The 25,753-nt window shown below is 41.4% G+C and carries 23 protein-coding genes, 1 pseudogene and 1 riboswitch; of the genes and pseudogenes, 22 read left to right on the top strand and 2 right to left on the bottom strand.

What is annotated here, in order from left to right; all coding sequences use genetic code 11:
* Nucleotides 1-70 precede the first annotated feature (70 nt).
* Nucleotides 71-1,894: an acyltransferase family protein gene (locus MHH31_RS18270; RefSeq protein WP_342495080.1), complete on the bottom strand. Its 1,824-nt coding sequence runs from the start codon at nt 1,892-1,894 to the stop codon at nt 71-73.
* Between the two features lie 239 nt (nt 1,895-2,133).
* Between MHH31_RS18270 and MHH31_RS18265 the strand changes: the two genes are divergently transcribed.
* From MHH31_RS18265 to MHH31_RS18215, 11 genes are all read left to right on the top strand, one after another.
* Nucleotides 2,134-3,009 (top strand): aldose 1-epimerase family protein, encoded by an 876-nt coding sequence (locus MHH31_RS18265; RefSeq protein WP_342495079.1) that lies wholly within the window; start codon nt 2,134-2,136, stop codon nt 3,007-3,009.
* A gap of 60 nt (nt 3,010-3,069) precedes the next feature.
* Nucleotides 3,070-4,014 (top strand): sugar-binding transcriptional regulator, encoded by a 945-nt coding sequence (locus tag MHH31_RS18260; RefSeq protein ID WP_073413209.1) that lies wholly within the window; start codon nt 3,070-3,072, stop codon nt 4,012-4,014.
* A gap of 84 nt (nt 4,015-4,098) precedes the next feature.
* Entirely contained in the window at nt 4,099-4,770 is a 672-nt protein-coding gene (gene deoC / locus MHH31_RS18255; protein ID WP_342495078.1) for a deoxyribose-phosphate aldolase, read from the top strand.
* Between the two features lie 167 nt (nt 4,771-4,937).
* Entirely contained in the window at nt 4,938-6,119 is a 1,182-nt protein-coding gene (locus tag MHH31_RS18250) for a NupC/NupG family nucleoside CNT transporter (protein ID WP_342495077.1), read from the top strand.
* A 24-nt stretch (nt 6,120-6,143) separates the two neighbouring features.
* Nucleotides 6,144-7,445 (top strand): pyrimidine-nucleoside phosphorylase, encoded by a 1,302-nt coding sequence (locus tag MHH31_RS18245; protein ID WP_039164991.1) that lies wholly within the window; start codon nt 6,144-6,146, stop codon nt 7,443-7,445.
* Between the two features lie 540 nt (nt 7,446-7,985).
* On the top strand, nt 7,986-8,429 hold the full coding sequence (locus MHH31_RS18240; RefSeq protein ID WP_045033720.1) for a MarR family transcriptional regulator: 444 nt from the start codon (nt 7,986-7,988) through the stop codon (nt 8,427-8,429).
* Between the two features lie 13 nt (nt 8,430-8,442).
* Nucleotides 8,443-9,081, top strand: a complete 639-nt coding sequence (locus MHH31_RS18235; RefSeq protein WP_017368360.1) for a nitroreductase family protein — start codon at nt 8,443-8,445, stop codon at nt 9,079-9,081.
* Between the two features lie 25 nt (nt 9,082-9,106).
* Entirely contained in the window at nt 9,107-9,400 is a 294-nt protein-coding gene (locus MHH31_RS18230) for a putative quinol monooxygenase (protein ID WP_008345714.1), read from the top strand.
* Nucleotides 9,401-9,589: 189 nt separating this feature from the next.
* Nucleotides 9,590-11,971: an immune inhibitor A domain-containing protein gene (locus MHH31_RS18225; protein ID WP_342495076.1), complete on the top strand. Its 2,382-nt coding sequence runs from the start codon at nt 9,590-9,592 to the stop codon at nt 11,969-11,971.
* Nucleotides 11,972-12,178: 207 nt separating this feature from the next.
* The gene (locus MHH31_RS18220) at nt 12,179-12,442 is read left to right on the top strand and encodes an ORF6C domain-containing protein (protein ID WP_284725888.1); all 264 of its coding nucleotides are present in this window, start codon (nt 12,179-12,181) and stop codon (nt 12,440-12,442) included.
* The gene (locus tag MHH31_RS18215) at nt 12,439-12,810 is read left to right on the top strand and encodes a DUF1304 domain-containing protein (RefSeq protein ID WP_007498006.1); all 372 of its coding nucleotides are present in this window, start codon (nt 12,439-12,441) and stop codon (nt 12,808-12,810) included. Before MHH31_RS18220 ends, MHH31_RS18215 begins: the two co-directional genes overlap by 4 nt.
* A gap of 93 nt (nt 12,811-12,903) precedes the next feature.
* Here the strand turns inward: MHH31_RS18215 and MHH31_RS18210 are convergent.
* A pseudogene (locus MHH31_RS18210) lies at nt 12,904-13,098 on the bottom strand (hypothetical protein); the annotation flags it as partial.
* 224 nt (nt 13,099-13,322) lie between these two features.
* On the opposite strand from MHH31_RS18210, the gene MHH31_RS18205 reads away from it, so the two are divergent.
* From MHH31_RS18205 to MHH31_RS18155, 11 genes are all read left to right on the top strand, one after another.
* Nucleotides 13,323-13,979, top strand: a complete 657-nt coding sequence (locus tag MHH31_RS18205) for a type 1 glutamine amidotransferase domain-containing protein (protein ID WP_342495075.1) — start codon at nt 13,323-13,325, stop codon at nt 13,977-13,979.
* 141 nt (nt 13,980-14,120) lie between these two features.
* Nucleotides 14,121-15,248: a hypothetical protein gene (locus MHH31_RS18200; protein ID WP_342495074.1), complete on the top strand. Its 1,128-nt coding sequence runs from the start codon at nt 14,121-14,123 to the stop codon at nt 15,246-15,248.
* Between the two features lie 56 nt (nt 15,249-15,304).
* Nucleotides 15,305-15,408, top strand: a riboswitch (TPP riboswitch).
* A gap of 87 nt (nt 15,409-15,495) precedes the next feature.
* Complete coding sequence (tenA, locus tag MHH31_RS18195) at nt 15,496-16,182, top strand: thiaminase II (protein WP_007498001.1); 687 nt, start codon at nt 15,496-15,498, stop codon at nt 16,180-16,182.
* On the top strand, nt 16,179-16,778 hold the full coding sequence (locus tag MHH31_RS18190; protein WP_019743666.1) for an ECF transporter S component: 600 nt from the start codon (nt 16,179-16,181) through the stop codon (nt 16,776-16,778). The genes tenA and MHH31_RS18190 overlap by 4 nt, the downstream gene beginning before the upstream one ends.
* On the top strand, nt 16,753-18,351 hold the full coding sequence (locus MHH31_RS18185; protein WP_342495073.1) for an energy-coupling factor transporter ATPase: 1,599 nt from the start codon (nt 16,753-16,755) through the stop codon (nt 18,349-18,351). Before MHH31_RS18190 ends, MHH31_RS18185 begins: the two co-directional genes overlap by 26 nt.
* Entirely contained in the window at nt 18,341-19,075 is a 735-nt protein-coding gene (locus tag MHH31_RS18180; protein WP_268356607.1) for an energy-coupling factor transporter transmembrane component T, read from the top strand. The genes MHH31_RS18185 and MHH31_RS18180 overlap by 11 nt, the downstream gene beginning before the upstream one ends.
* A gap of 149 nt (nt 19,076-19,224) precedes the next feature.
* Nucleotides 19,225-20,064 (top strand): methyl-accepting chemotaxis protein, encoded by an 840-nt coding sequence (locus MHH31_RS18175; protein ID WP_283933257.1) that lies wholly within the window; start codon nt 19,225-19,227, stop codon nt 20,062-20,064.
* A gap of 173 nt (nt 20,065-20,237) precedes the next feature.
* On the top strand, nt 20,238-21,053 hold the full coding sequence (locus MHH31_RS18170) for a YwqG family protein (protein ID WP_268372642.1): 816 nt from the start codon (nt 20,238-20,240) through the stop codon (nt 21,051-21,053).
* 224 nt (nt 21,054-21,277) lie between these two features.
* Entirely contained in the window at nt 21,278-22,111 is an 834-nt protein-coding gene (locus MHH31_RS18165) for a PRD domain-containing protein (RefSeq protein ID WP_342462102.1), read from the top strand.
* A gap of 325 nt (nt 22,112-22,436) precedes the next feature.
* Nucleotides 22,437-24,344 (top strand): beta-glucoside-specific PTS transporter subunit IIABC, encoded by a 1,908-nt coding sequence (locus MHH31_RS18160; RefSeq protein ID WP_342495072.1) that lies wholly within the window; start codon nt 22,437-22,439, stop codon nt 24,342-24,344.
* A complete protein-coding gene (locus tag MHH31_RS18155; protein ID WP_342495071.1) occupies nt 24,316-25,734 on the top strand; it encodes a glycoside hydrolase family 1 protein in 1,419 nt (472 codons plus the stop codon). Before MHH31_RS18160 ends, MHH31_RS18155 begins: the two co-directional genes overlap by 29 nt.
* The last annotated feature ends 19 nt before the right edge of the window (nt 25,735-25,753 follow it).

The following is a 25,753-nucleotide window of genomic DNA, read 5'->3' as shown; positions in this document are numbered from 1 at the left end:
AAAAAGACATGCCTCCAATCATAGGAAAGCATGTCTTTTTTGAATCTCTCTTCACAGGATGCTAGTCTTCTTATGATGCCGAGGACACATCTCCTTTTTTCTTGATACTGGCTTTAATGAGCTCAGTCAATGTGTCAGAGCCTTTTGTGGAAAGATGAACACCATCTGGCTGAAAATAGGATGGCTGTCCGGTAGCGGCTGAATGCCAATCGACTAAGCTCACATTGTGGTGTTGATTGGCCACACGCTCAATGACTGCATTCACATCATTTTCCCAGGATCTTGGAACGCGAGTGTTCACAAGAAAAATATGTGCCTTCGAGAAATGTTGAATGAATGAAGTCAAAGTCCCCTCTGTAAAATAACCATTTGTGCCAAGCTCAATAATAACAGAGGCATCAGCCTTGTTAAAAGAAGCATATTGAGGGGCGATGCGGATGGCTTCGTTCATTTGCCTTCCGACCCTTGCGTCAATGGTGATGGGTTCATAGGCCTTTTCTAAATTTGAAGCAATGTCTAACATGACGGAATCACCAATGGCAAGAACTTGGTGAAATTGTTTAGGATCCGCTGCTTTTTTCTCATGTTTGTCTTTCTTTTTCTTCACTTTTGATTCTGTCTGACCGTCTGCCTTTTGGGGCGCTGTCTTAATTTGTGTGACTTCTTGCGCATGCGGGGATGTATGAGACGAGCTAGACATGCCAATGGTAAATAAAATCAAAAGGACTGCGGCAATCCCAAGAAACACTTTATTGGACATAGACCATTGCTTGATTCCTGTTTTCCAAATCGACCAAGAGGCAAAATAGTGTCTAAACCCGAGTTTACGAATCGGCTGTTCGATCAAACGATAGGAAGCCTCTGATATGAGTAGAATTGCGATGAGCTGCAATGTGACACGTCCCATGGAAGGCTGTCCAATCTCAATGACCGGTGTGGTCAGCACGATAATTGGATAATGCCATAAGTAGATGCCATAAGACCGCTTTCCAAGCCAAACGAGTGGTTGAAAAGACAGCCATTTCCCAATAAGACTGGCAGGATGGCAGACACACGCAATTAAGATCGCTGCATTCAAACAGAATAAAAGCATACCGCCTTGGTAGAGAAAGCCGTCAAATTCGTCGACTGCATAAACACATAAGAGGAAAATGACCATCGAACCGAATCCGGCTATTTGTAACATACGTCTGCCGATAGGAAGTAATTTTCTGCTGGAAAGTCTGTGCATGGGCCAGACAAATGCAAGACTGCATCCGATGAGGAGTGCAAACGCACGTGTGTCTGTTCCATAATAGATCCTGCTCGGGTCAGTATCCGGTGAATAGAGAATGGCCATCCATAAAGCAGATACAAGTGCCAGACCAAAGGTGATCATAGGAAGATGGGATCTATTTTTCACCCATTTCAGTCCAGCAATCAACAGTACCGGCCAAATGAGATAAAATTGCTCCTCAATCGCCAAAGACCATAAATTTTTTAGTGGAGATACAGCATTGAAGCTGTCAAAGTAAGAGAGCTGATGAAAAATGTACCACCAGTTACTCACATAAAAAAAGGACGATAAGGCATCGCCACGAATGGACATTAATGCATTTGAACCAGCAATGGCGCACCAGCTGACGATTAAAAAAATCATGACGTAGGCAGCTGGAAGCAGCCTTCTGATGCGGCCCATCCAAAAAGGCAGAAGCTCTTGATAGCCCAAATCCTGCTTATGCAGCAAGATGGTTGTAATCAAGTAACCAGAAATCACAAAAAACAAATCAACGCCAAGAAACCCGCCGCTTGCGGGTTCAATATGTAAGTGATAAGCAATGACCGCCAATACGGCAACAGCTCTCAGCCCATCTAATCCTAATATGTAACGTAAACGGTTTTCCTTGCTGTTCATGAAAAAGAATCCCCCATCAATGTCAAACGCGTCTTTTTTGTTGTCACTCCAAAAGAACAACGATTCTTTTATTTTATATAAGATTAGACGAATCAGCATTACATTTTGTTGGCGAATTTCTGTCTTTTTTAAAATTTTTTTATATGAAGAAACATTCTAAGGCTTGAGGGATTCTTATTTTTATACTCAAACCGAAAATCCCTGTCATAATAAAAGAAGAAGGAAAGGGGATGTGTTGAATGAGAACGATTGAAAATGATCTGTTATTGGTTCAAATCAATGAGAGAGGTGCCGAGGTGAGAGAGGTGCTTCATAAAGAAAGTGGACGTCAATATATGTGGTCTGGTGACCCTGCTTATTGGGGCAGGGTGTCGCCCGTCTTATTTCCGATTGTCGGACGGTTGAAGGATGATCAATACAAGATAGACGATCAAACGTATCAACTCTCGCAGCATGGATTTTTGCGTGATGTTGATTTTGAACTATTTGAAGAAGCAAAAGATCAGGTGGTTTTTCAATATCAATCAAATGGCCGTCACACGTCACAATATCCGTATGAATTTACAGCGCGCATCAGTTATGCACTGTCGGAAAATGGACTAACGATTTCCTGGGAAATTGTTCATGAAGGAGATGGCACGATGTATTTCTCGATTGGTGGACATCCGGCATTTCATGTCCCGCTTGTTGAAGGCGAGCAGACAGCTGATTATTCACTCACATTGATACCTTCCACCGAACATGATCCAGTTCAATATGAACTTCATGATTCACTTGTGAGAGAGAAGGAGAAAGGTGTTGAGTTTGAGCCGATTCAACTTCGCCCAGAACTTTTTCAGAACGATGCAATGATCTTTAGTCATATTGATCAAGTATCATTGATTTCTCAAACAGGTCACGGCGTTGAGGTCGATCTCAGTGGTTTTCCGTTCGTTGGTATTTGGTCTCCATATGATCAAGAAAAGGGAACAATGGCTCCTTTTGTTTGTATTGAGCCTTGGTATGGGATCGCTGATATGGAAGGGACAAACGGGCAGTATAAGGAGAAATTCGGCATTCAAACCTTAGAGAAGCAAGAGACCTTTCACGCAGCCTACACCATTTTCTTTAAATGAACATTTGTGCATGGTGAAGTGAACAATTTGTTATGATAGAGGAAAAAAGGAGGCGTACGAATGGATCGGGAGAAACAGCAATTAAGTATTGAAGCAGCAAGGCTCTATTACTTATCTGATTACAGTCAGCAGGAAATCGCCAAGCAGCTTGACCTGTCGAGGCCAACGGTGTCTCGTCTGCTTCAGTATGCGAAGGAAAAAGGGTACGTCCAAATTACAGTGATGGACCCATTTGAGGATTTAAATGAGCTGTCCTTATTGCTGAAAGAAAAATATGATCTGCTCGAGGCTCATGTGGTATTTTCGCCAAAGGACGATTATCCAACGATTACGGATTACTTGAGCCGGTTTGGTGCAGATTATCTTCAAAATACGGTGAAAGACGGCGATATCGTTGGAGTGAGCTGGGGCACCACAATGTATCAAATTGCTCAAAAGATGCAACCTAAACAGGTAAAAGGGGTAGAAGTGGTTCAGCTGAAAGGTGGAATCAGCCATTCACATGTGAATACATATTCTGCAGAAACGATTCAGCTGTTTGCATCAGCTTTTCAAACGGCACCACGCTATTTGCCGCTGCCTGTTGTGTTCGATAGTGCCGCCGTTAAAGAGATGGTCGAACAGGACAGACATATCCAGCGCATTATTGAAATGGGCAAACAGGCAAATATCGCTGTGTTTACTGTTGGGACGGTAAGAGATGAGGCGCTTTTGTTTAGGCTTGGTTATTTCCGTGAAGAAGAAAAGGCGCTGCTCAAGAGATCCAGTGTCGGAGATATCTGTTCGCGTTTTTATGATCAAGAAGGACGCATTTGCAGTGAAGCGATTAACAATCGCACAATCGGTGTGGAGCTGGATGATTTGAGAACAAAAGAGCGCTCCATTCTTGTGGCTGGTGGACATCGAAAGGTTGCCTCTATCCATGGGGCGCTGAGAGGAAAATATGCGAACGTATTGATGATCGATCAGCACACAGCAAGAGCTCTTTTAAATGTCACAAAATAGATGAACAAAATTTCATAACTGTATTTACAATTGTTCAATAGTCATTTAAGATGAAAGTATCATATTTAAAAGGAAGTGTGAATCATGACAATAGCAAAGCTCATTGATCATACAGCACTAAAACCAGATACATCTAAAGCTGCGATCATGCAGTTACTAGAAGAAGCAAAGACATATCAATTTGCTTCCGTTTGTGTGAACCCAACTTGGGTATCTCTTGCGGCGGAAGAACTAGAAGGAACAGGCGTTGATGTATGTACAGTCATCGGTTTCCCGTTAGGTGCAAACACAACAGCAGTGAAAGCATTTGAAACAAAGGATGCCATTGAAAACGGTGCAACTGAAGTGGACATGGTCATCAATATTGCGGCATTGAAAGATGGCGAATATGATGCAGTTGAACAAGATATTCGTGCCGTTGTAGACGCAGCAAAAGGCAAAGCCTTAGTGAAAGTCATCATTGAAACTTGTTTACTCACAGATGAAGAGAAAGTACGAGCTTGTGAACTTTCTGTAAAAGCTGGCGCTGATTTCGTCAAAACATCGACTGGATTTAGTACAGGCGGTGCAACAGCTGAGGACATCGCATTAATGCGTAAAACAGTTGGACCTGACATCGGTGTCAAAGCATCAGGCGGCGTGAGAACAAAAGAAGACGTAGAAGCGATGACAGCTGCAGGCGCAACCCGTATTGGTGCCAGTGCAGGCGTTTCCATTATTAAAGGGGATCAATCAGCTCCTTCTAAAGACTATTAATTCATACGATCCTATGGTAGGATAACATTCATGACTCATTAGATGATGAAAAAGTCATATGCGGAAGGATCTCATTTCTGGGATTTTCTTCCGCAATTTGTTTGCGAAATAGGGTTTGTTCCATACAAGCACATTAATGTAAACGAATTCATTCAAGGAGGAAAAACATGAAATACGTCATTGGTATTATCGGTTTGCTGGTGATTCTCGCCATTGCATGGCTGGCAAGTAACGGGAAAAAGCGAGTGAAATTCCGTCCAGTCATTGTCATGATTGTACTGCAATTTATTTTAGGTTATATTCTGCTCAATACAGGTGTTGGGAACTTCCTAGTCGGGGGCTTTGCAAGAGGATTCCAAATGCTTCTAGGCTATGCTGGTGAAGGGATCAACTTCGTATTTGGCGGTTTAATGAATGATAATGCGTCAACTTTCTTTATCAATGTCTTGCTGCCGATCGTCTTCATTTCTGCCTTGATTGGTATCCTGCAGCATTGGCGTATCCTTCCGCTGATCGTACGCGGAATTGGGTATTTGCTTAGTAAAGTCAATGGAATGGGGAAACTAGAATCTTACAACGCCGTAGCGTCAGCGATTTTAGGTCAATCCGAAGTGTTCATTTCCATTAAGAAACAGCTTGGATTATTACCTCAACAGCGTCTTTATACATTGTGTGCATCTGCGATGTCGACTGTATCAATGTCCATTGTCGGTGCGTATATGCAAATGATTAAACCGGAGTACGTTGTTACAGCACTTGTGCTGAACCTATTTGGTGGATTTATTATTGCGTCTATCATCAATCCATATGAAGTGTCTAAAGACGAAGACATGCTTGAAGTCGTAGAAGAAGAAAGACAATCTTTCTTCGAAATGCTCGGCGAATACATTATGGATGGTTTCAAAGTAGCCATTGTTGTGGCTGCGATGTTGATTGGATTCGTTGCATTAATTGCGATGATTAATGGTATTTTCACAGCTGCCATCGGTGTTTCTTTCCAAGATGTACTTGGATATGTGTTTGCACCATTTGCTTTCCTTGTTGGTGTACCTTGGAGTGAAGCGGTACAAGCAGGAAGTATTATGGCGACCAAAATGGTATCTAACGAATTTGTAGCGATGCTTGCTCTATCTGGCGACGGTCTTCATTTCACTGCTCGTACAGAAGCGATCATTTCTGTATTCCTTGTGTCATTTGCGAACTTCTCGTCTATCGGTATCATTGCTGGAGCAGTGAAAGGCTTAAATGAAAAACAAGGAAACGTTGTCGCACGCTTTGGATTAAAGCTGTTATTCGGTGCAACACTCGTCAGCTTCTTAACAGCAGGCGTTGTCGGTTTGATTTACTAAACTAAAAAAGGAATGGTGAAAACAATGAGAATGGTAGATATCATTGCGAAAAAACGTGACGGAAAAGAATTATCTTCAGAGGAAATTTCTTTCTTTGTCAAAGGTTATACGGACGGAACAATTCCTGACTACCAAGCAAGTGCCTTGGCGATGGCGATTTTCTTCCAAGATATGACGGATCAAGAACGTGCAGATTTAACACTCGCTATGGCAAACTCAGGGGACACAATTGACCTGTCTGCTATCGACGGCATTAAAGTAGACAAGCATTCAACAGGCGGTGTAGGCGATACAACAACGCTTGTACTCGCTCCTCTTGTTGCAGCACTTGATGTACCTGTTGCAAAAATGTCTGGGCGTGGTCTTGGACATACGGGTGGAACAGTCGACAAGTTAGAGGCAGTCAAAGGCTTCCACGTTGAAATTACAAAAGACGAGTTCATCGAACTGGTGAACCGTCATAAAGTAGCGGTCATTGGACAATCAGGCAACCTGACACCTGCTGATAAAAAACTGTATGCCCTTCGTGATGTAACAGGAACTGTTAACTCAATCCCGCTCATTGCAAGCTCGATTATGAGTAAGAAAATCGCTGCTGGCGCAGATGCCATTGTACTAGATGTAAAAACAGGTGCAGGTGCTTTCATGAAAACACCTGAAGACTCTGAGAAGCTTGCAAAAGCAATGGTTCGTATCGGAAATAATGTTGGCAGACAAACGATGGCTGTCATCTCAGACATGTCTCAGCCGCTAGGATTAGCGATTGGAAATTCCCTTGAAGTGAAAGAGGCGATTGACACGCTTAAAGGCGAAGGCCCTGAAGACTTAAACGAGCTTGTGCTCACATTAGGAAGTCAAATGGTCGTTCTTGCGAAAAAAGCAGAGACACTTGATGAAGCAAGAGAAAAGCTAATTGAAGTCATGAAAAACGGCAAAGCACTTGAGAAATTCAAGGAATTTTTAGAAAACCAAGGTGGAGACGGCTCGATTGTAGATCAACCGGAAAAACTGCCGCAAGCACCGTATCAAATCGAAGTGCCGGCAAAAGAATCAGGCGTGATCGCTGAAATCGTCGCAGACGAAATCGGTGTTGCAGCGATGATTCTTGGAGCAGGACGTGCAACAAAAGAAGACGATATCGACCTATCTGTTGGCATCATGCTCAACAAAAAAGTAGGCGATCGTGTAGAAAAAGGTGAATCTCTCGTGACGCTGCATGCAAATCGTGAAGATGTTGCGAATGTCATGGAGAAAATTTATGACAACATCCGCATCGCTGACCATGCAGATGCTCCGACTTTGATTCATACAGTGATTACAGAATAAAGAGAAGAAGACAAAAGTGATGAATCGCTTTTGTCTTTTTTTATGTAAATTTTAGGTAGCGCTTCTTCTAGATATGATAAGTTAGATGAGTGGGAGGGGATAAACCATGAGAATGCTCAAACTCATTCTCTTTATTTTTGTAGTCTTGATGATCATTGGATTTATCAGCTACTATGTGGGACCAACATCGACACCAAGTTCTTAAGGCGAGCAAAAGCTCGTCCCAGCGTGAAGACAAACCCTCGCATTCGGTGTCAGTCCTGCGCGCTGGTGCTCACGAATGTCAAATTCGCTCCGCTCCAGTGCTCGTCCTTTCTAGACTGCAAAGGTTTTCTTTCACGCTGAAAAGAAGACAAAGGGCTAAAATAAACTACATTTTAGCCCTTTGTCTACGACGAGCAAAAGCTCGTCTTTTTTAATTGAAATAAAAAATTTCACTTTATGAAACAAACCTCTTGCAATCATGAAACAATGGGTGTATATTAGTTGACGAGTCAATGATTGATATATCAACTAATTGATCTGAATAGAAAAGAGGGGATGGCATTGACTGCATTTTGCTCTGAAGAAGCAGAGGTATTATATCGTTTGCAGTGCGTGAACCGTATGATGGGTGTGAAGTTCGAAGCATGCACGGGCATCAGCCAATCAAGACTGGAGTTGCTATCACTGTTATTCCAAGCCGACGAAATCAGCCAATCCGATTTGCAGAAAAAAGTAAATATTGATAGTGCGGCTGTGACGCGTCACTTAAAACAGTTAGAAACAAAAGGAATGGTCACGCGCAGAAGAAAGCCGGAAGATAATCGCGTCACGCTTGTTCGTCTGACAGATGAAGGCAGAACAAGAATCGAAGCTTCTAAAAAAGAAAAAGAACGATTTATCTCAGAAATGCTTGAAAACGTAAGTGATGAAGAACGAAAGCTTCTCACTGATGTGCTCATCCGTATACAACAAAACATCGAAAAGATTCAAACAACCTAAAGGAGTGTTACACATGGCTACAACATTAAAAACAAACGATTTTATGGATATTATGAAAGGGCGCCGCTCCATTCGTAACTATGATCCAGCAGTGAAAATTAGCAAAGAAGAAATGACGGAGATTTTAGAAGAGGCAACAACAGCACCATCATCAGTGAATGCACAGCCTTGGCGCTTCATGGTCATTGACAGCCCAGAAGGAAAAGAAAAGCTTGCACCACTCGCAAAATTCAACCAAACACAAGTAGCTACATCATCAGCTGTCATCGCAGTGTTTGCAGATATGAAAAACAATGAATACTTAGAAGAAATTTATTCAAAAGCAGTAGAAAATGGCTACATGCCGCAGGAAGTAAAAGAAAGACAAATTGCTGCATTAACTGCACATTTTGAAGCTCTTCCAGAGCAAGTGAATCGTGAAACGATCTTAATTGACGGTGGACTTGTGTCAATGCAGCTGATGCTTGCTGCTCGTGCGCATGGCTATGATACAAACCCAATTGGCGGATATGACAAAGAAGTCATCGCTGAAACATTCGGCTGGGATAAAGAGCGCTATGTACCAGTTATGCTTCTATCCATTGGGAAAGCAGCTGACGAAGGTTATGCTTCTTACCGTTTACCGATCGATCGCATCACAGAGTGGAAATAATTTTTAAAAAAAGGGAGACGATCATATGATTATTATTCATGCAGGGATGACCATTCATCCAGAGAAAGAAAACGTATTTCTAGAAGAAATCAACGGTTTAATGAAAGCTTCACAGGAAGAAGCAGGCAATGTGTCCTACAAGCTTTTCAAGGATACAGAGAAAGAAAACACCTTTTTAATGGTAGAAGTGTGGAAAGATGAAGCAGCGGTTCAAAGCCATAATGCAAGTGCACATTTCCAAGCTTTCGTCGCAAAGGCAAAAGAATTTTTAGCCGCTCCACTTGATGTTGTTGCATATCAAGGAGAGCAACTTTCATAGAAAAACAACAAACACCCTAGGCATTTATAGCCTAGGGTTCTTTTATTTTCGACAATGCGTTCCACCTATTTCAATCTCGTATTGTGCATTTTCCACAAAGTTTCTGAAAATAAAATGTTTTTCGACTTAAGTATATTGGAATATGCTAGAATTAGATATTATTTATTACCAAATTAGGGAGGAACCAATATGAAAAAAGGGAAATGGACGAGCATCGCACTAACAGCTGTCCTCAGTTTAGGCACATTGACAGCTTTCAGCACCCCTCTATCTGCCCACACCTCAGAAAAGTCAACATCCTCAGATGGCGGTCATTATTCAGGTATTCCATTCGACGCAAGTGTTGTCAATGAAGACCGCCTCATCAAAGCCTTGAAAAAACAAGGAAAGATCAAAAAGAATGCCAATGAGGCAGAAACCCAAAAAGCATTAAAGAACTACCTAAAGAAAAAAGAAGAAGCAGCGATGAAACAAAGCGCAAGTACCTTAACAGAAGAACCTGAATTCCTAAAAGAATACAAACAAAATGTACATAATAAACTAGCCAAAAAGAAAAAGTTAAAGAAGCATAAAGGAAAAGAAGGCAATCAAGTAAAGCCGGTGAAAAAGGAAAAATATAAAGGCGACGTCCGTAATGATAAAGTTTTGGTATTATTAGTAGATTTTAAAGATTATAAGCATAATAGTATTAAAAAAGAAGAGACTGATATGTACTATGACAAGTACGATCAACAGCACTATCAAGACATGCTTTTCGGAAAAAATGGCTACATCGGTCCAGATGGTAAAAGAAAAGTTTCTATGAAGCAATATTATGAAAAGCAGTCTGGTGGAAGCTACACGATTAGTGGAACAGTGGCTGGATGGTATACAGCCAAGCATGAAGCTGCATATTATGGCGGGAACGTACCAGACGAATCAGGCAGTGACGGCAGACCGCGCGAATTGGTGAAAGAAGCCCTCGAAGCAGCGGCAAAGGATCCAAACATTGACCTTGGTGAATATGATCAATGGGACCGCTATGATATGGATGGGGACGGTGTTTATAATGAGCCGGACGGTATCATTGACCACCTCATGGTTGTACACGCTGGCGTAGGTGAAGAAGCTGGCGGCGGACAGCTTGGCTCTGACGCGATTTGGTCGCATCGCTGGTCACTTGGTGATGTATTTGAGATTCCAAACACTGAATCAGAAGTGGGTCAAGGTGGAAAGTTAGGCGCTCTAGATTATACGATTGAGCCTGAAGATGGCGCAGCAGGCGTGTTCACACATGAATTTGGACATGATCTTGGTCTGCCTGATGAATACGATACACAATACACAGGCAGAGGAGAGCCCGTTTCTTATTGGTCTATCATGTCAAGCGGAAGCTGGGCAGGTAAAGTACCTGGTACGGAACCAACAGGTTTTAGTCCATATGCAAAAGAAATGCTTCAAAACTTGCATGGCGGCAACTGGCTTTCTGGAAAAACTATTGATGGTAAGACATTAACAAAAAGCAAAACCGTTTTAATCGATGAAGCAGCAACAAAAGGAACCAACCATGATGCGGTTCGAGTCGATTTGCCAGATAAAGAGATTGTGGTCACTCAGCCTGCACAAGGGCAAAATGCATACTTCAGCGGAACAGGTGACAATTTGAACGCAACCATGACGACATCAGGGATTGATTTGTCGAAGGGAAGCAAAGCAGAGCTTACGTTTAAAGCATGGTATGATATCGAAGAAGATTATGACTATGCATATGTAGAAGTTCGTGAAACTGGGACAGACAAATGGACAACCATTGCTGGTAATATTACGAATGATCGAAATGAGGCAGGAGCGAATGAAGGCAATGGCATCGATGGAAAATCAGATGGATGGGTAGATGCATCCTTTGACCTTTCTGCTTATGCAGGGAAGAAGATCGATCTGCAATTCCGCTATACAACCGATGCAGGATATTCACTGCCAGGCTTATTTGTAGATGATCTAAAGATTACAGCAGATGGAGCAAAAGTGTGGTCAGATGATGCTGAGGGAACGTCCACGTTCACTTTTAATGGATTCTCTCAATCTAATGGAAAACAATATGCCGCTCAGTATTATTTACTAGAATGGCGCTCTTATGCTGATGTCGATAAAGGCTTAAAGCATATCAAACGAGGAGCAAGTCTGATGAGCTATAATAACGGTTTGGTCGTGTGGTACGTCGATCAATCGTACAGTGATAACTGGGTTGGAAAACATCCAGGGAACGGCTTCCTTGGAGTCGTAGATGCAGATCAACAAGTGTTGAAATGGAGTGACGGCTCTATTGCAGCGACAGGTTTCCAAGTACATGATGCAGCATTCTCTTTGAATCCAAGCACGAAGCTGAATATTGATTATACAGCGACAACAGGCTTAACCTTAGAGGATCGCTATATCCGCCCAACGCGTGCATTTAGTGATAAAAAGAACTATGTGAATCCAAATAACCCGGATGCAGGACGTGATGTGCCAACATACGGCCTATCCTTTAAAGTCGTCGGACAAAGTAAGGACCGTTCTGTTGGAAAGGTATTAATTTCTAAAAGCAACTAAACAAAAAGCCGGATTCTATCCATGAATCCGGCTTTTTGATACGTTAAGACATGGATTTTTAGCGTATGACTCGTCTTTGATCGAATGTTTGTTCTTTTTTATTTTGATATCCGAATGAAACCATTATATAATAGAGATTGGAAGGTTTTTCTTTCATTCAATGTTCTTTTTAGTTGTTAAAAAACCAAGAAAGGATGAGCGTTACCAATGAGTTGTGTCACTGCCAAGCAATTAAAGGTGATTCGAGGGACGATGCAGACTTTTTGCAGCCATTTAGAGTATGATGGCCACGGTAAGCTTCATATTAATACCATCATGGCTTTTATTAAAAAGGAATTTGGTGTAAGAAAAATGAAAGAAATTCCACAAAGTCGTTTTCATGAGGCGTTAGAGCTAATCCAAGACTTTGATTTATACACGGACAAAATACAAATACGAGACCGTCTATCAGAAAGGAATTCACTAAATTGAATATTTTAGCAATGATTTTAGTAGGAATTGTCGCTTTAGAGCACATTGTCATCATGTTACTAGAAATGTTTTTTATGGAATCAAAAATGGCGAAAAGATCTTTCAATCTGCCTGAACACTTACAAAAGGATCCAAATGTGAAAGTGATGTTTGCTAATCAAGGGCTATACAATGGCTTTCTAGCTGCTGGACTCATTTGGGGGCTCATTCTTGGTTCGAATACCGTAGGATATATGATTCAGCTATTTTTCGTTCTTTGTGTGTTCATCGCAGCAGTATTTGGCGGTGTGACGTCTAATAAATCGATTATCATCAAACAAGGGTTACCAGCTTTTCTTGCATTAATTGCACTTATCCTGGCTATATAATCCTATCAGCGTGATAGACAACCTTTGCAGTTCAGGACTGACACTGAATGCGAAGGCTTGTCTACACGGTAAAGTCGCCCCAGAGGGCGGCTTTTATCTTTTACGCATTCCCATCAAACGAATAATGGACGTAAGACAAAGGGCAACAGCGACAGCCAATATGATTTTTCCATACATGACGCCCGTAAGATTCATTAAAAAGACAGCCAATATGATACAGAGCGTGATGATAATCATCACAATCGAATAGGTTTTCATCTCTTTTTCCACTCCTTTTAAATTCCCTCTAGCGCAAGAGGTCTGTCAATTGTTTCTCATATTATATCATTTCATCACAATTTTACATGAAATTCCCTGTCAATAGAATGTGACAGAATGATTAGATTTGAAGTGAGGCTATATTTTTAAAAAAATCGGGTATAACATAAAGAGTTGTATCCAAGTCTGATTGCTTGATATTTAATTGTGCAAAATATAAAATAGCCACATGATAATTAGAAAGGATGATAAAGTTGAGCAAGAACGTTTTATTAGTATCAACAAGCAGCTCAGAAATGAACGGACACCCAACAGGCTTATGGCTAGAAGAATTGGCCGAGCCATTTCATATTTTTAAAGAAAATGGACTAAACGTGCAAATTGTTTCAATAAAAGGTGGAACAGTACCGATCGATAAAAACTCAATCCCTGAAGGAGTTCCAGCACAATATCAAGATGTGTATGAATTACTTCACGACACAAAGGCACTGACAGATGTAAACCCAGCTGAGTATGATGGCATTTTCTTTGCTGGAGGACATGGGCCAATGATCGACTTTGCGTCCAATCAACTGGTTGCCGATGCGATCTTAGCGATTTCAGACAAAAATGGAGCCGTTGGGGCAGTTTGCCATGGCGTTTCTGCCTTTGTTGATGTGAAGGATCGTGATGGAAAATCATTTATCGACGGCAAGAAAATAACAGGATTCACAAATGAGGAAGAGGATGCTGTTCAGCTGACATCTAAAGTTCCATTTTTATTGGAAACAAAACTTCGCGAGCAAGGGGCAGCATTTGAAAAAGGCGATGCATTTGCGCCATTCGCTGTTGTAGACGGACAAATCATTACTGGACAAAATCCAGGATCAAGTGCAGAAACAGCACGTTTATTTGTCAAAACCATTGCATAAATCATCAAATAAACCAGTCGTGACGCATACGGCTGGTTTTTTGTTATAAAAATTTCCTAAAAAAGTCCAAAACAAGTATTAGAAAAATGGTAAAATAATCACAGGGTAAAAAACCCAAATTAGGGAAAAGGGGATGTTCCTGTGAGAGCATTTTATGTCAAAATCACCGCCGCCTTACTGTCTATTTTATTGGTCACAACAGGTTTATTTTCACCAGCAATCAAAGCAGAAGATGCACCAAAATCAAGTGAAAAAGTATCGCCACTGACTGAAAAAGTCATTCAGCAAGTGCAAGAGTCGTTTGAAAAGCAGGATAAAGGGACTGCGGTTCAACAGAAGGAAGTAAGAAAATCATTTAAAGTAGATAAGAAAAAGGGAATAAGTATTAAACGAAAAGCGGCTGCAGATGGAAAGATGCGCACGTCTGCCGTTCGCTCTATTGATGGACTAGCCATTAATCAATCGGCAGTTTTAAACGAGGAAGATCCAGTTGATTTATGGTTCTTAAGTACATCGGCCCCTCAGGCGCTCATCAGCCGGATTACCTCTCCAAATGCTGATTATTTCGTTCAGTTATTTGTTATTGATTATGAAGAAGGACAAGCTTATCCAACGGATCTGATTCAACCTGCAGGCAGTCTGCTTGCGTTAAGCAATTTACCAGCGGGTGATTATGCGTTTGGTATTACTAGCGGTGGAGACTTTGGAGACTCATATACATTACAGGTGAATGCAAAAAACCCACCAAATTTCACAGGTGCTGAATCCCTGTCATCAACATTGCAATACTTTGTTGCTGCGTATGCCAATGGGGATGTTTTCGCAAATGGTACAAAAGTGTATAACAAACAATCTAAGACCGCTGATTATAAATGGGAGCGTGTATTTTATTTCTCATATGATGGAAAATATCAACAGAGAACGCATTCTGTTGACAGTGTAAAAGTGAAAAGTATTTCGGCACCAGTATCGTACTCTGCTCCATATGCGAGTTCCTCTGAGGCCATTCTTGTCTACTTAGATGTGGAGACATTATTTATGTATCATGAATCATCGTTTGCTAGTGGGCAGTACTACCATAGCAGCTTTGTTGATACTCTCGGAAAGACAACGCCAAGGCGTTTAGACATTGATGACCTGACAAATTACGGCGATCATATTTTGGCTGTTGATTTAAAGACAGGAAAGCCAATTGATTTCTTCAGTGTCCTTAATTTCTACTATGCAGCAGGGATCGAGAAGCTGCCAACGATCAATACATTGAATTAAGATCGGCGGTTGACATCAAATCGCCACATGTGTAGAGTAAAGATAATTAAATGACAAAAGTCCACTAGGGGAGTCATGTATGACTGAGACAAGAGGAAATCTTGGACCCTTTGAACCTGATCTAGTTTGTACTAGCGGAGGGAAGTGGAGCTGGACCTTGTCTTATTCATGATTGAATCGATAAGAAGGCCGCTCCATTTGGGGTGGCTTTTTCATTTATTCAACTGAAAAAGAGGAGGCTTTTTTTATGACATTTTCAACCCAATTAAGGCAAGAAGCAGAACCATTATTTGAAGCGATTTATCAGCATCCGTTTGTGAGAGGACTCGCAGCAGGAGAACTCGAAAAGGAACAGATCATTCATTATGTCAAACAGGATGCAGAATATTTAAATGCCTTTATTAAAATTTATGCGGCAGCCATCAGCAGATGTACAGATAGAGAGGACATTACCTTTTTCCATCAACAAATGGCTTTTGTCCTTGATAGTGAGACACATCCTCATCAAAACCTTTGCCGAGTGGCAGGTGTCGCTTATGATGAACTGCAAGGTGCGTCTTTGGCGCCAAGTGCTCATCACTATATTCATCACATGCTGCAAGTCGCCGAGGAAGGGACGCTAGGAGAAATCATTGCGGTTTTGCTCCCTTGCCCTTGGACCTATTGGGAAATAGGCAAACGAATGCTTAAAGATGTTGAGCCCGACCCTGCCCATCCATTCTATGAGTGGATCACGTTTTATGGCGGGTTAACGGACTCTGTTACAGTGGAGCTTTGCAAACGGCTTGATCAGTGGGCGGAAGGAGCAAGTGAGAAGGAAAAGGAGAAAATGAAACAGCACTTCATCTTAAGCTGTCAGCTTGAGTATAAATTTTGGGACATGGCCTTTACTGTCGAAGAGTGGCCTGTCCAAATGGAGGTGCATTCTTCATGACATGGAAGATGAAAGAAGTCGTTCTTGCTGTCATTTTATCAGTGGCATGCGGAGTTATCTATTTAGGGTGGTCGACTCTTTATTTACCGATTACAGCCCTTGTCGGTCCAGCAGGAGGCAACATCATGTTCGGAATTTGGGTCATTGCCAGTCCAATCGTTGCTTACATTATCCAAAAGCCTGGCGCTGCCCTCATCGCAGAAACAGCTGCCGCTGCCGTGGAATTACTGACAGGCAGCCACTTCGGTCTTTCTGCGCTTTTGATTGGTGTATGCCAAGGACTTGGAGCAGAAATCGCCTTCGCTCTATTTGGCTATAAGCGATATCGCATGTGGACACTCATGTTGTCTGGTGCCTTTGCAGCAGTAGGGGCAATGGCATATAGCCTCATTGCCAATGGATTCGGCTATTACACGCCTCAAGTGTTACTCATGACACTTGTCACTCAAGTCATCAGCGGTATGTTACTCGGCGGTTGCTTGGCAAAGGTTGTGGTGGATGCTTTATCTAAAACGGGTGTGCTGAATCAATATGCCATCATGAAAGAAAAACGAAGTAAGGGTGACCAGCATGGATTCATTTCTCGCGTGCAGTAATCTCACTGTCCGTTTTTATGAACAGCCGAATCCCGTTCTTCATCAAGTATCTCTTTCTATTCAAAAGGGGGAAAAGGTGCTGATATTAGGACCAAGTGGAAGCGGGAAATCTACGCTGATTTCTGTGCTTGCTGGCATTATTCCAGAGCATATGGAAGCTGAAGTACAGGGAGAAGTGATGCGGCAAAGGCATACTGGTGTCATGTTTCAAGACCCAGATTCGCAGTTTTGTATGCACCGAGTCAATGAAGAAATTGCGTTTAGCTTAGAGAATCGATCTGTCCCTCGAGAACAAATGGATGACATGATTCAGCATCTCATGAAAAAGGTACAGCTGGATGTCGACCCAAATACAGATATTCATACCTTATCTGGCGGAATGAAGCAGCGGTTGGCGCTTGCATGTTTACTAGCATTAGAGCCAGATGTCCTGTTCTTTGATGAACCGACAGCACAGCTTGATCCAGCAGGAAGAATGGAGATATTTCAATTACTTCAGCAGCTTTCGGCTGAACAGAATCAGACGATGATTTTTGTGGAGCATGTGTTAGACGGTGTCATCGAGTGGATGGATCGGGTGATCTTATTAGATTATCAAGGCCGTATCATAGCAGATGGAACGCCGAAAGACGTGATGAATACATTTGAGGGAGAAATGAAAGAGGCCGGCATCTGGCGTCCGAAAATATTTCCCGAGAAATGGTCCAATGTCTTACAAGATCCGTTTCATCCACTGAGTCAAACACTCTTGCAAACCTTTGAGTCGAGAAAAGAACGTCATGAGAAATTGTCATCAACAGATCGAGAGGTCATTATTCGCACAGATCATCTACAATTAAGCTACGGGAAAAAAAGCATTATAGATGACCTGCACCTTAATATAAAAGCAGGAGATTGGGTTGCGATCATTGGTGAAAATGGAAGCGGAAAAAGTACGTTTCTTAAACATGTCATACGTTTAGAACCAATAAAGAAAGGTCACATTTTCTTAAAAGGAAAACACCTGAAAAAGTGGTCTGACCGAACATTATATGAAAAAGCAGGCTTTGTATTTCAAAATCCAGAACTTCAATTTATACAGGACACAGTGTTTGATGAAATCGCATTTGGTGGGAGACAGCGAAATTGGTCAGAGTCTGTGGTGCAAGAAAAAACGAATCAGCTATTGGCAGAGTTCGGCCTAGAGAAGCATAGAGACGTGCATCCTTTCACCTTAAGTTTAGGACAAAAAAGAAGATTAAGTGTTGCCACGATGCTTCTTTTTGATCAGGATGTACTCATTTTAGATGAGCCTACCTTCGGGCAGGATGAGAAAACGGCGAGGGAGTTAATCCGGCGTTTAAAAGAACGTCAACGACAAGGCACCACTATTATCATGGTCACACATGATATGGAACTCGTTGATGAGTGCGCTGATCAGGTGCTTGTTTTTCATCAAGGGGAGCATGTTTATGATGGTACGCCTTTTGATTTATTTTCTCATCAGGAACTTGTCACTTCCTGTGAGCTGAGAGTGCCGTTACATTATCGCTATATGGCTGAAAGAAAGGAAGTGATGACGATTGCAAAGTAATCACTCCTTTCTATCCACTGTAAATCCAGTCATGAAATTACTCGCCCATCTCCTTGCGATGTGCTGTCTGATGACTATTTCTAATCCTAAAACGACGTTCATCATCTGGCTGTTTGCACTTGGAATTGGACTTGTCCTAGGCGGCTGGAATGTGAAATACCTCATCACTAGACTTGTACCTTATCTGCTCTTTTTCATTCTTGTGTTTTGGATGATGGCGGCCTTTGGCAAGGGAGATCATACAGTTTGGAAATGGGCATGGTTTCATATCACAGAGGAGAGTTTAAGAAATGGGCTGACCATTTCTTTTAGAATGCTTGGCTTTGTGACATTTGGTCTCCTTTTTACATCAACAACTGATTTGACGGCCTTTATGATGAGCTTAATCCATCAATGCCGAATGTCACCCAAATGGGCATATGGGATGCTGGCAGGCTTCCGGTTTATCCCGTTGTTTCAAAGTGAATTGAAGCAAATGAAGGCTGCACATAAAATTAGAGGTTACAAGCAAAAAAACAGTTGGAAAGCCTTTATACGTTATGCACTCCCTCTTTTCACGCAAGGTGTACGGAAATCTGAACGACTAGCCATTGCGATGGAAGCAAGAGGTTTCACAGGGACGAGGGAGAGAACGTATTATCATGTCATCAGCACTTCATGGATCGACTGCATGTATCTTTTTTTCATCGCCATTAGTGTGTTGATATGCATGTTCTTCTTTTAAAAACAGCCACATTCTCTTGATAGAATGTGGCTGTTTTATATGCCTTAGGTCATTTGGTTGATATTAGTACACATTGCAGGCTGTAATAGATCATATAAAGAACCGATAAAGAGAGTGTACTGAGAAAAAGAGAGGGTGAACGTGAGCGAATGTCACAGAGAATTGATAACATAATAGACGCTTTACCAATCGTTGGACTAGCTATGAGAGAGCAACTAACCTTTTCTGTATTAGGGAAAGAGAAGGTTCTCTATTATCAGCAGCACGGGAACATTGACTTAGGATTTAAAGCTGGTGATACAGTAGATGCTAGTTTCCAAAACTTTTCAATGTTAAAAAATGGGCGGGAACCATCGTTTATCCAGATTCCTAAAGAGGTGTACGGAATTCCAATGGATATCGTCGCCGTCCCGATTAAAGATGAGGGTGGTCAAGTGATCGCTGCCTTCTGTGTAGCATATGACCAAACGAATCAACAACGATTAGATCACATCATGACGGAAAGCAACGAAGCTTCCGAAAAACTAGTCGCAATGGTACAGCAAGTGGCCGCACATTCAGAGGAACTACAAGCGACAAGTGAACAAATTCTACAAAATACAAAAACCACTGTCGAAAATTCCTCTAAAATCAACCAAGTGTCTAATCTCATCAAAGGTATCTCTGATCAAACGAACTTACTTGGACTCAATGCATCCATTGAGGCTGCAAGAGTAGGTGAAGCAGGAGCAGGCTTTGGGGTGGTTGCTACAGAAGTGAGAAAGCTGTCTACTCACGCGAAGCAAGCAACGACTGATATTGAAACAGCGCTAAAAGATGTGCAAGGCTCTATCAAAGGAATGGAAGAAGAAATAGCACAAATCGTGGCTTCTTCTGAACATCAAGCAGAACTCGTTGGCACTTTCACAAAAATTATTGAGGGGCTGCACGAAACGAACGAAACGATGAAATCATTGGCAACAGACTTAGTGAATTATCAAGTGAAATAAATAAACGAATCACAAAACCTCCAGCCGTATCGGAGGTTTTTTAACGTGTTAAAGTGAGTTTTTTGTCACGATATTGACGGGTTTTTCACTGACAGGGAAGTTACACTTCTGTATGATAGAAAAAGAGAGACCTGTTTTGATCATTAGACCTATTCATAAGGAGGAAGACCATCTTGACACAATCAGCAAAGCTGCAAGAAGTACTTGCGCCTTACCGTCCATTGTTAGATCAAACTGAAAAACCACTGATTCAATTACAGATAAAACAAGGAAAAACAGGACCATATGACAGCAAAATAGCAGGTGATCCTTATTTCCCAAAAAACGACGAATATCCCGTTGATGGAGAAGGCCATCCTATGAAGCTGCTGGCACAAATCAATTTCGGCCAGCTGCCAAAGCTGAAAGATTACCCAGAAACAGGACTTTTGCAAGTGTTTATTTCTGTACATGATGATCTTTATGGGATGAATATTGACCAAAAAACAGAGCAAAAAGATTTTCGGATCAAATTTATTGAGGAACCTTTCTTAGCTGAAGAAGACTTATTGACTGATTTTTCATTCGTGAAAATTCCTGACGATTTTTATTTTCCAGTTACGAAGGAAGGTGCGATTACAGGTGAATTATCAAGCGAAACGATCAGTGTAGGAGATTTCCGCTTTGAAAAAGTCACAGGAAAGCAAAGCTGGGATCTATTCGAAGATGCTGTTGGTATTGATGGTGATGAAGCAGATCAATTGCTAGATGAATTTTATGAGACAGCAAGTGGTTTTGGCCATAAAGTTGGCGGATACCCAGGTTTTACACAAGAAGACCCGCGTACCTATGTAGACCAAGAACATACTGTGCTATTATTGCAAATTGACTCAGATGATGAAGTGGACATGTTGTGGGGAGATTGCGGCATTGCTAACTTTTTTATCAAACCAGAAGACCTCAAACGAAAACATTTCGAAGATGTCGTCTATAACTGGGATTGCTCCTAATTTTGTAAAAAACACTCTTTTTGAAGAGTGTTTTTTGTCTATTTTTAGCCTTTTTGCCCCTAAATCGTCATTTCTGAGAGGTAATATGTCATTCTTTCTAGTTGACCGTATCAAAAAAAAATGTAAAATCATCTTAAAGTCCTCTTTTTTGAAAATAATAATAAAATGACATATCAATCAACAATGAAATGCTCGAAAAAGCGGAATGTACTGGGGGGGATCAATTGATCATTTCGAAAGTAATCAACAATAATGTGGTCAGTGCGTATGATGACGAGCAGCATGAGCTGGTCATTATGGGCAGAGGGATTGCGTTTCAAAAGAAAAGCGGAGACCCGATTGACGAAGAACGTATCGAAAAAGTATTTTCCATTCAAAATAAAGATATATCAGAAAAATTCAAAACCCTGCTTTATGATATTCCGATCGAGTATATGCAAGTGTGTGAGGCAATTATCGATCACGCGAGAACGACCCTTAACAAAAATTTAAATGACAGCATCTATGTCACGTTAACGGATCATATTACCTTTGCTATTGAACGTCATCAAAAAGGAATGGACATTAAAAATGCCTTGCTTTGGGAAATCAAACGGCTGTACAAAGAGGAATTCATGTGTGGTGTAGAAGCGATTCGGATCATACAGGACAAGCTCAACATCCATCTTCCCGAGGATGAAGCAGGCTTTATTGCGATGCATATTGTCAATGCAGAACTGAATGAGGAAATGCCGAATGTCATTCAAATTACAAAACTGATTCAAGATATTTTGAACATCGTAAAGTATCATTTCCAAATTGATTTGGACGAAGAATCATTAAATTATTTCCGTTTTGTCACGCATTTGAAGTTTTTTGGACAGCGTCTGTTTAACGAAACACAAATGGAAAATCAAAATGAGTTTCTGTATGAAGTGGTAAAGGAAAAAAATACAGCCGCTTTTCAATGTACGGAGAAAATTAATGACTATGTTCAAAAAGAATACAACCGAAGTCTCATAGAAGATGAGATGTTATACTTAACTTTGCACATCGATCGAGTCATAAAAAGAAAATAAATTAAAAAGAAAGCGTTGACATATCAAAATTAACATGCTAATTTATAACTATAAACTCAATAACCCACAATCTTTTAGGATTGTTACTGGTCAAGCAGGCAAAACCTAAATCATTGTCCCTATCTTTGATAAGGCATGATTTAGGTTTTTTTGTATCTAAAGGCTTATAAAATTGAATAACGATCAATCGCTATGAAGGATTGTTACTGGTTAAGCAGGCAAAACCTAAATATCGATTAATGTCTGAATCGCTATTTTTTGGGCATTAATGGATGTTTAGGTTTTTTCTATATCAAGATGAAATCAACGATTGGAGGGTAACACAATGAACCACAAACAAACAGCAAAAGAAGTTCTAGAGCTTGTCGGCGGTGAAAAGAATGTAAAGCAAGTCACGCATTGTATGACAAGGCTCCGCTTCAACCTATACGATGAAAGCAAAGCGGATAAAGAGAAGCTGCAATCAACAGACGGCGTCATGGGCGTGAATCAAAGCGGCGGTCAATACCATGTCATTATTGGCAACGACGTATCAAACGTCTATCAAGCAATGATTGCTGATTCTGGGTTATCAACAGATGTAAAGTCAGGCGATTCAGAAGAAGCATCAAAACAAAATGTGATTTCAAAGCTTTTCGATTTTATCTCTGGTGTCTTCACACCGATTCTTCCAGCCATCGCTGGAGCTGGTATGATCAAAGGGATCTTGGCATTAATGCTGACGTTCCAATGGATCTCAGATAAAAGCAGCACATATGCGATTTTAACAGCTATCGGAGACGGAGCCTTTTACTTCTTACCGATTCTGCTCGCTGTAAGCGTAGCCAAAAAAATTGGCACAAATCAGTATATCGCCGCTGCCATTGCAGCAGCCGCACTGCACCCGCAGCTCACTGCTTTACTAGGTGCAGGAAATACAGAATTTCTAGGCTTGCCAGTGGTTGCCGTTGTGTACTCTTCATCGGTGATTCCAATTCTACTCACGATCTGGCTCGGCTCATATGTTGAAAGATTCGCGGAAAAATATAGTCCGAAATCACTAAAAATCATTCTTGTTCCAACAGTTACACTTCTTGTCGTGGTACCAGTTATGCTCATCGCGGTTGGACCGCTTGGTGGTATTATCGGAAATGGCCTTTCAGGTGGAATTGATTTATTGTTCAAACATGCAGGTATTTTGGCCGGACTCTTAATCGGTGGCTTTATGTCACCATTGATCATTACGGGCATGCACTATGCACTACTTCCAATCATGATCAACAACATTACATTAAACGGTTTTGACTTCATTCTTCCAATGATGTTTGTAGCGAATATGGCACAAGCAGGCGCAGCATTCGGTGTCTTCTTAAGATCAAAAAACAAAACATTCAAATCATTGGCGATGTCTACAAGTATCACTGCGTTAATGGGTATTACTGAACCTGCTATGTATGGTGTGAACATGCGATTGAAAAAACCGTTCCTTGCAGCCCTCATTGGTGCAGCAGCAGGCGGCATGTTCATGTCTATCTTCAAAGTAAAGTCATATGTGATATCAGGATCAGCAGGTCTTCCAGGTCTCCCAACGTTCATTGGACCGACATTTGTTTACTCCATCATTGGATTAGTGATCGGCTTTGTTGTAGCAACCATCATGACACTTGTTCTAGGGTTCAAAGATGTACCAGTGAAAGATGATACAAAAGCAGACAAACCAGAAGAAAAGAAAGACACAGTAGCGCTTCAAAATGAAGTGGTACAAAGCCCGCTTGAAGGTCAACTAAAGCCGCTCAATCAAGTAAATGATGCAACATTCTCTAATGAAATCATGGGTAAAGGAACAGCCATTGTCCCAACAGTTGGACGTGTAGTAGCACCGTTCAACGGCAAGGTTGAAACCATTTTCCAAACGAAACATGCCATTGGTTTAAAGAGTGATCAAGGCACAGAGCTTCTCATCCATGTGGGGATTGATACCGTAAAACTTGGCGGTAAACATTTCACAAGTCATGTAGAGTCAGGTGATCTCGTTCAAGCAGGAGATCTGCTAGTTGAATTTGATATCAAGGGCATTCAGCAAGATGGCTATGATGTAACAACGCCAATTATCGTCACCAACACAAATGATTATGCACAAGTTAATGCGAAAACAGATGGGGCGATTACAGTAAAAGAGACATTGCTTACAGTCAGTGTAGAAGAAAATGAGGAGGGCATTCAACATGACCAATTTAGAAAAAACATTTCCTAAAGGTTTCTTATGGGGCGGCGCAGTAGCCGCCAACCAAATTGAAGGCGCTTATAACAAAGATGGAAAAGGCTTATCCACAGCGGATGTATCACCACACGGTATTATGCACCCATTCGATGAATCAATGAAGGACCTTAACTTATATCATGATGCGATCGACTTCTATCATCGTTACAAAGGAGATATTGACCTGTTTGCAGAAATGGGATTCAAGTGCTTCAGACTATCCATTTCTTGGCCACGTATTTTCCCAAATGGCGACGATGCGGAACCGAATGAAGCGGGCCTCGCTTTCTATGAAAAAGTATTTGATGAACTGCATAAGCATGGAATTGAGCCAGTTGTCACGATCTCTCACTATGAAATGCCACTTGCACTTGTGAAAAACTACGGCGGATGGAGAAACCGTAAGCTTGTGGGTCTTTATGAAACATACGCTAAAACATTGTTCACTCGCTTTAAAGATAAAGTGAAATATTGGATGACCTTCAATGAAATTAACGTCGTCTTACATGCTCCTTTCACAGGGGGTGGCCTTGTATTTGAAGAAGGCGAAGACGAGAAAAGCATTCAATATCAAGCAGCGCATCACCAATTTGTTGCAAGTGCTCTAGCTGTTAAAGCAGGACACGAAATCATTCCAGATGCGAAAATCGGTTGTATGATTGCAGCGATGACCACATATCCGTACAGCTCAAGACCTGAAGATATGTTTGCTGCGATTGATCAAGATCGTAAAACATTGTTCTTCTCAGATGTACAGGCGAGAGGCTATTACCCTGGATACATGAAACGTTATTTCCTGGAAAATAACATCAACATTGAATTCCAAGACGGTGACGAAGACATTCTAAGAAACCATACAGTCGACTATATTGGCTTCAGCTATTATATGAGTTTTGTGACAAGTACAGATCCAGAGGTTCTTGGACAAGTGACTGGTGGTAACCTATTTGAAGGCGTGAAAAACCCTTATTTAGAAGCAAGTGATTGGGGCTGGCAAATTGATCCAAAAGGACTTCGTACAACACTAAACCAACTATATGACCGCTACCAAAAACCATTGTTTATCGTAGAAAATGGATTGGGTGCTGTGGATCAAGTAGAAGAAGACGGCTCCATTCAAGACGATTACCGAATTGATTACCTAAGAAGTCATTTGCTTGAGGCAAGAGAAGCGATCGCAGACGGCGTTGATCTGATCGGCTACACAAGCTGGGGCCCAATTGATCTTGTCAGCGCATCAACAGCTGAAATGAAAAAACGCTACGGCTTCATTTATGTCGACCGTGACAATGAAGGCAACGGTACATTAGATAGAAAGAAAAAGAAAAGCTTTGATTGGTATAAACAAGTGATCGCGACAAATGGAAAGCATTTAGACGCATAAAAAAGAGAGACAAACCGCT

The sequence above is a fragment of the Bacillus sp. FSL K6-1033 genome (assembly GCF_038630765.1).
Taxonomy (GTDB): Bacteria; Bacillota; Bacilli; order Bacillales; family Bacillaceae; genus Bacillus; species Bacillus altitudinis.
This window is presented reverse-complemented; position numbering and strand designations above follow the sequence as displayed.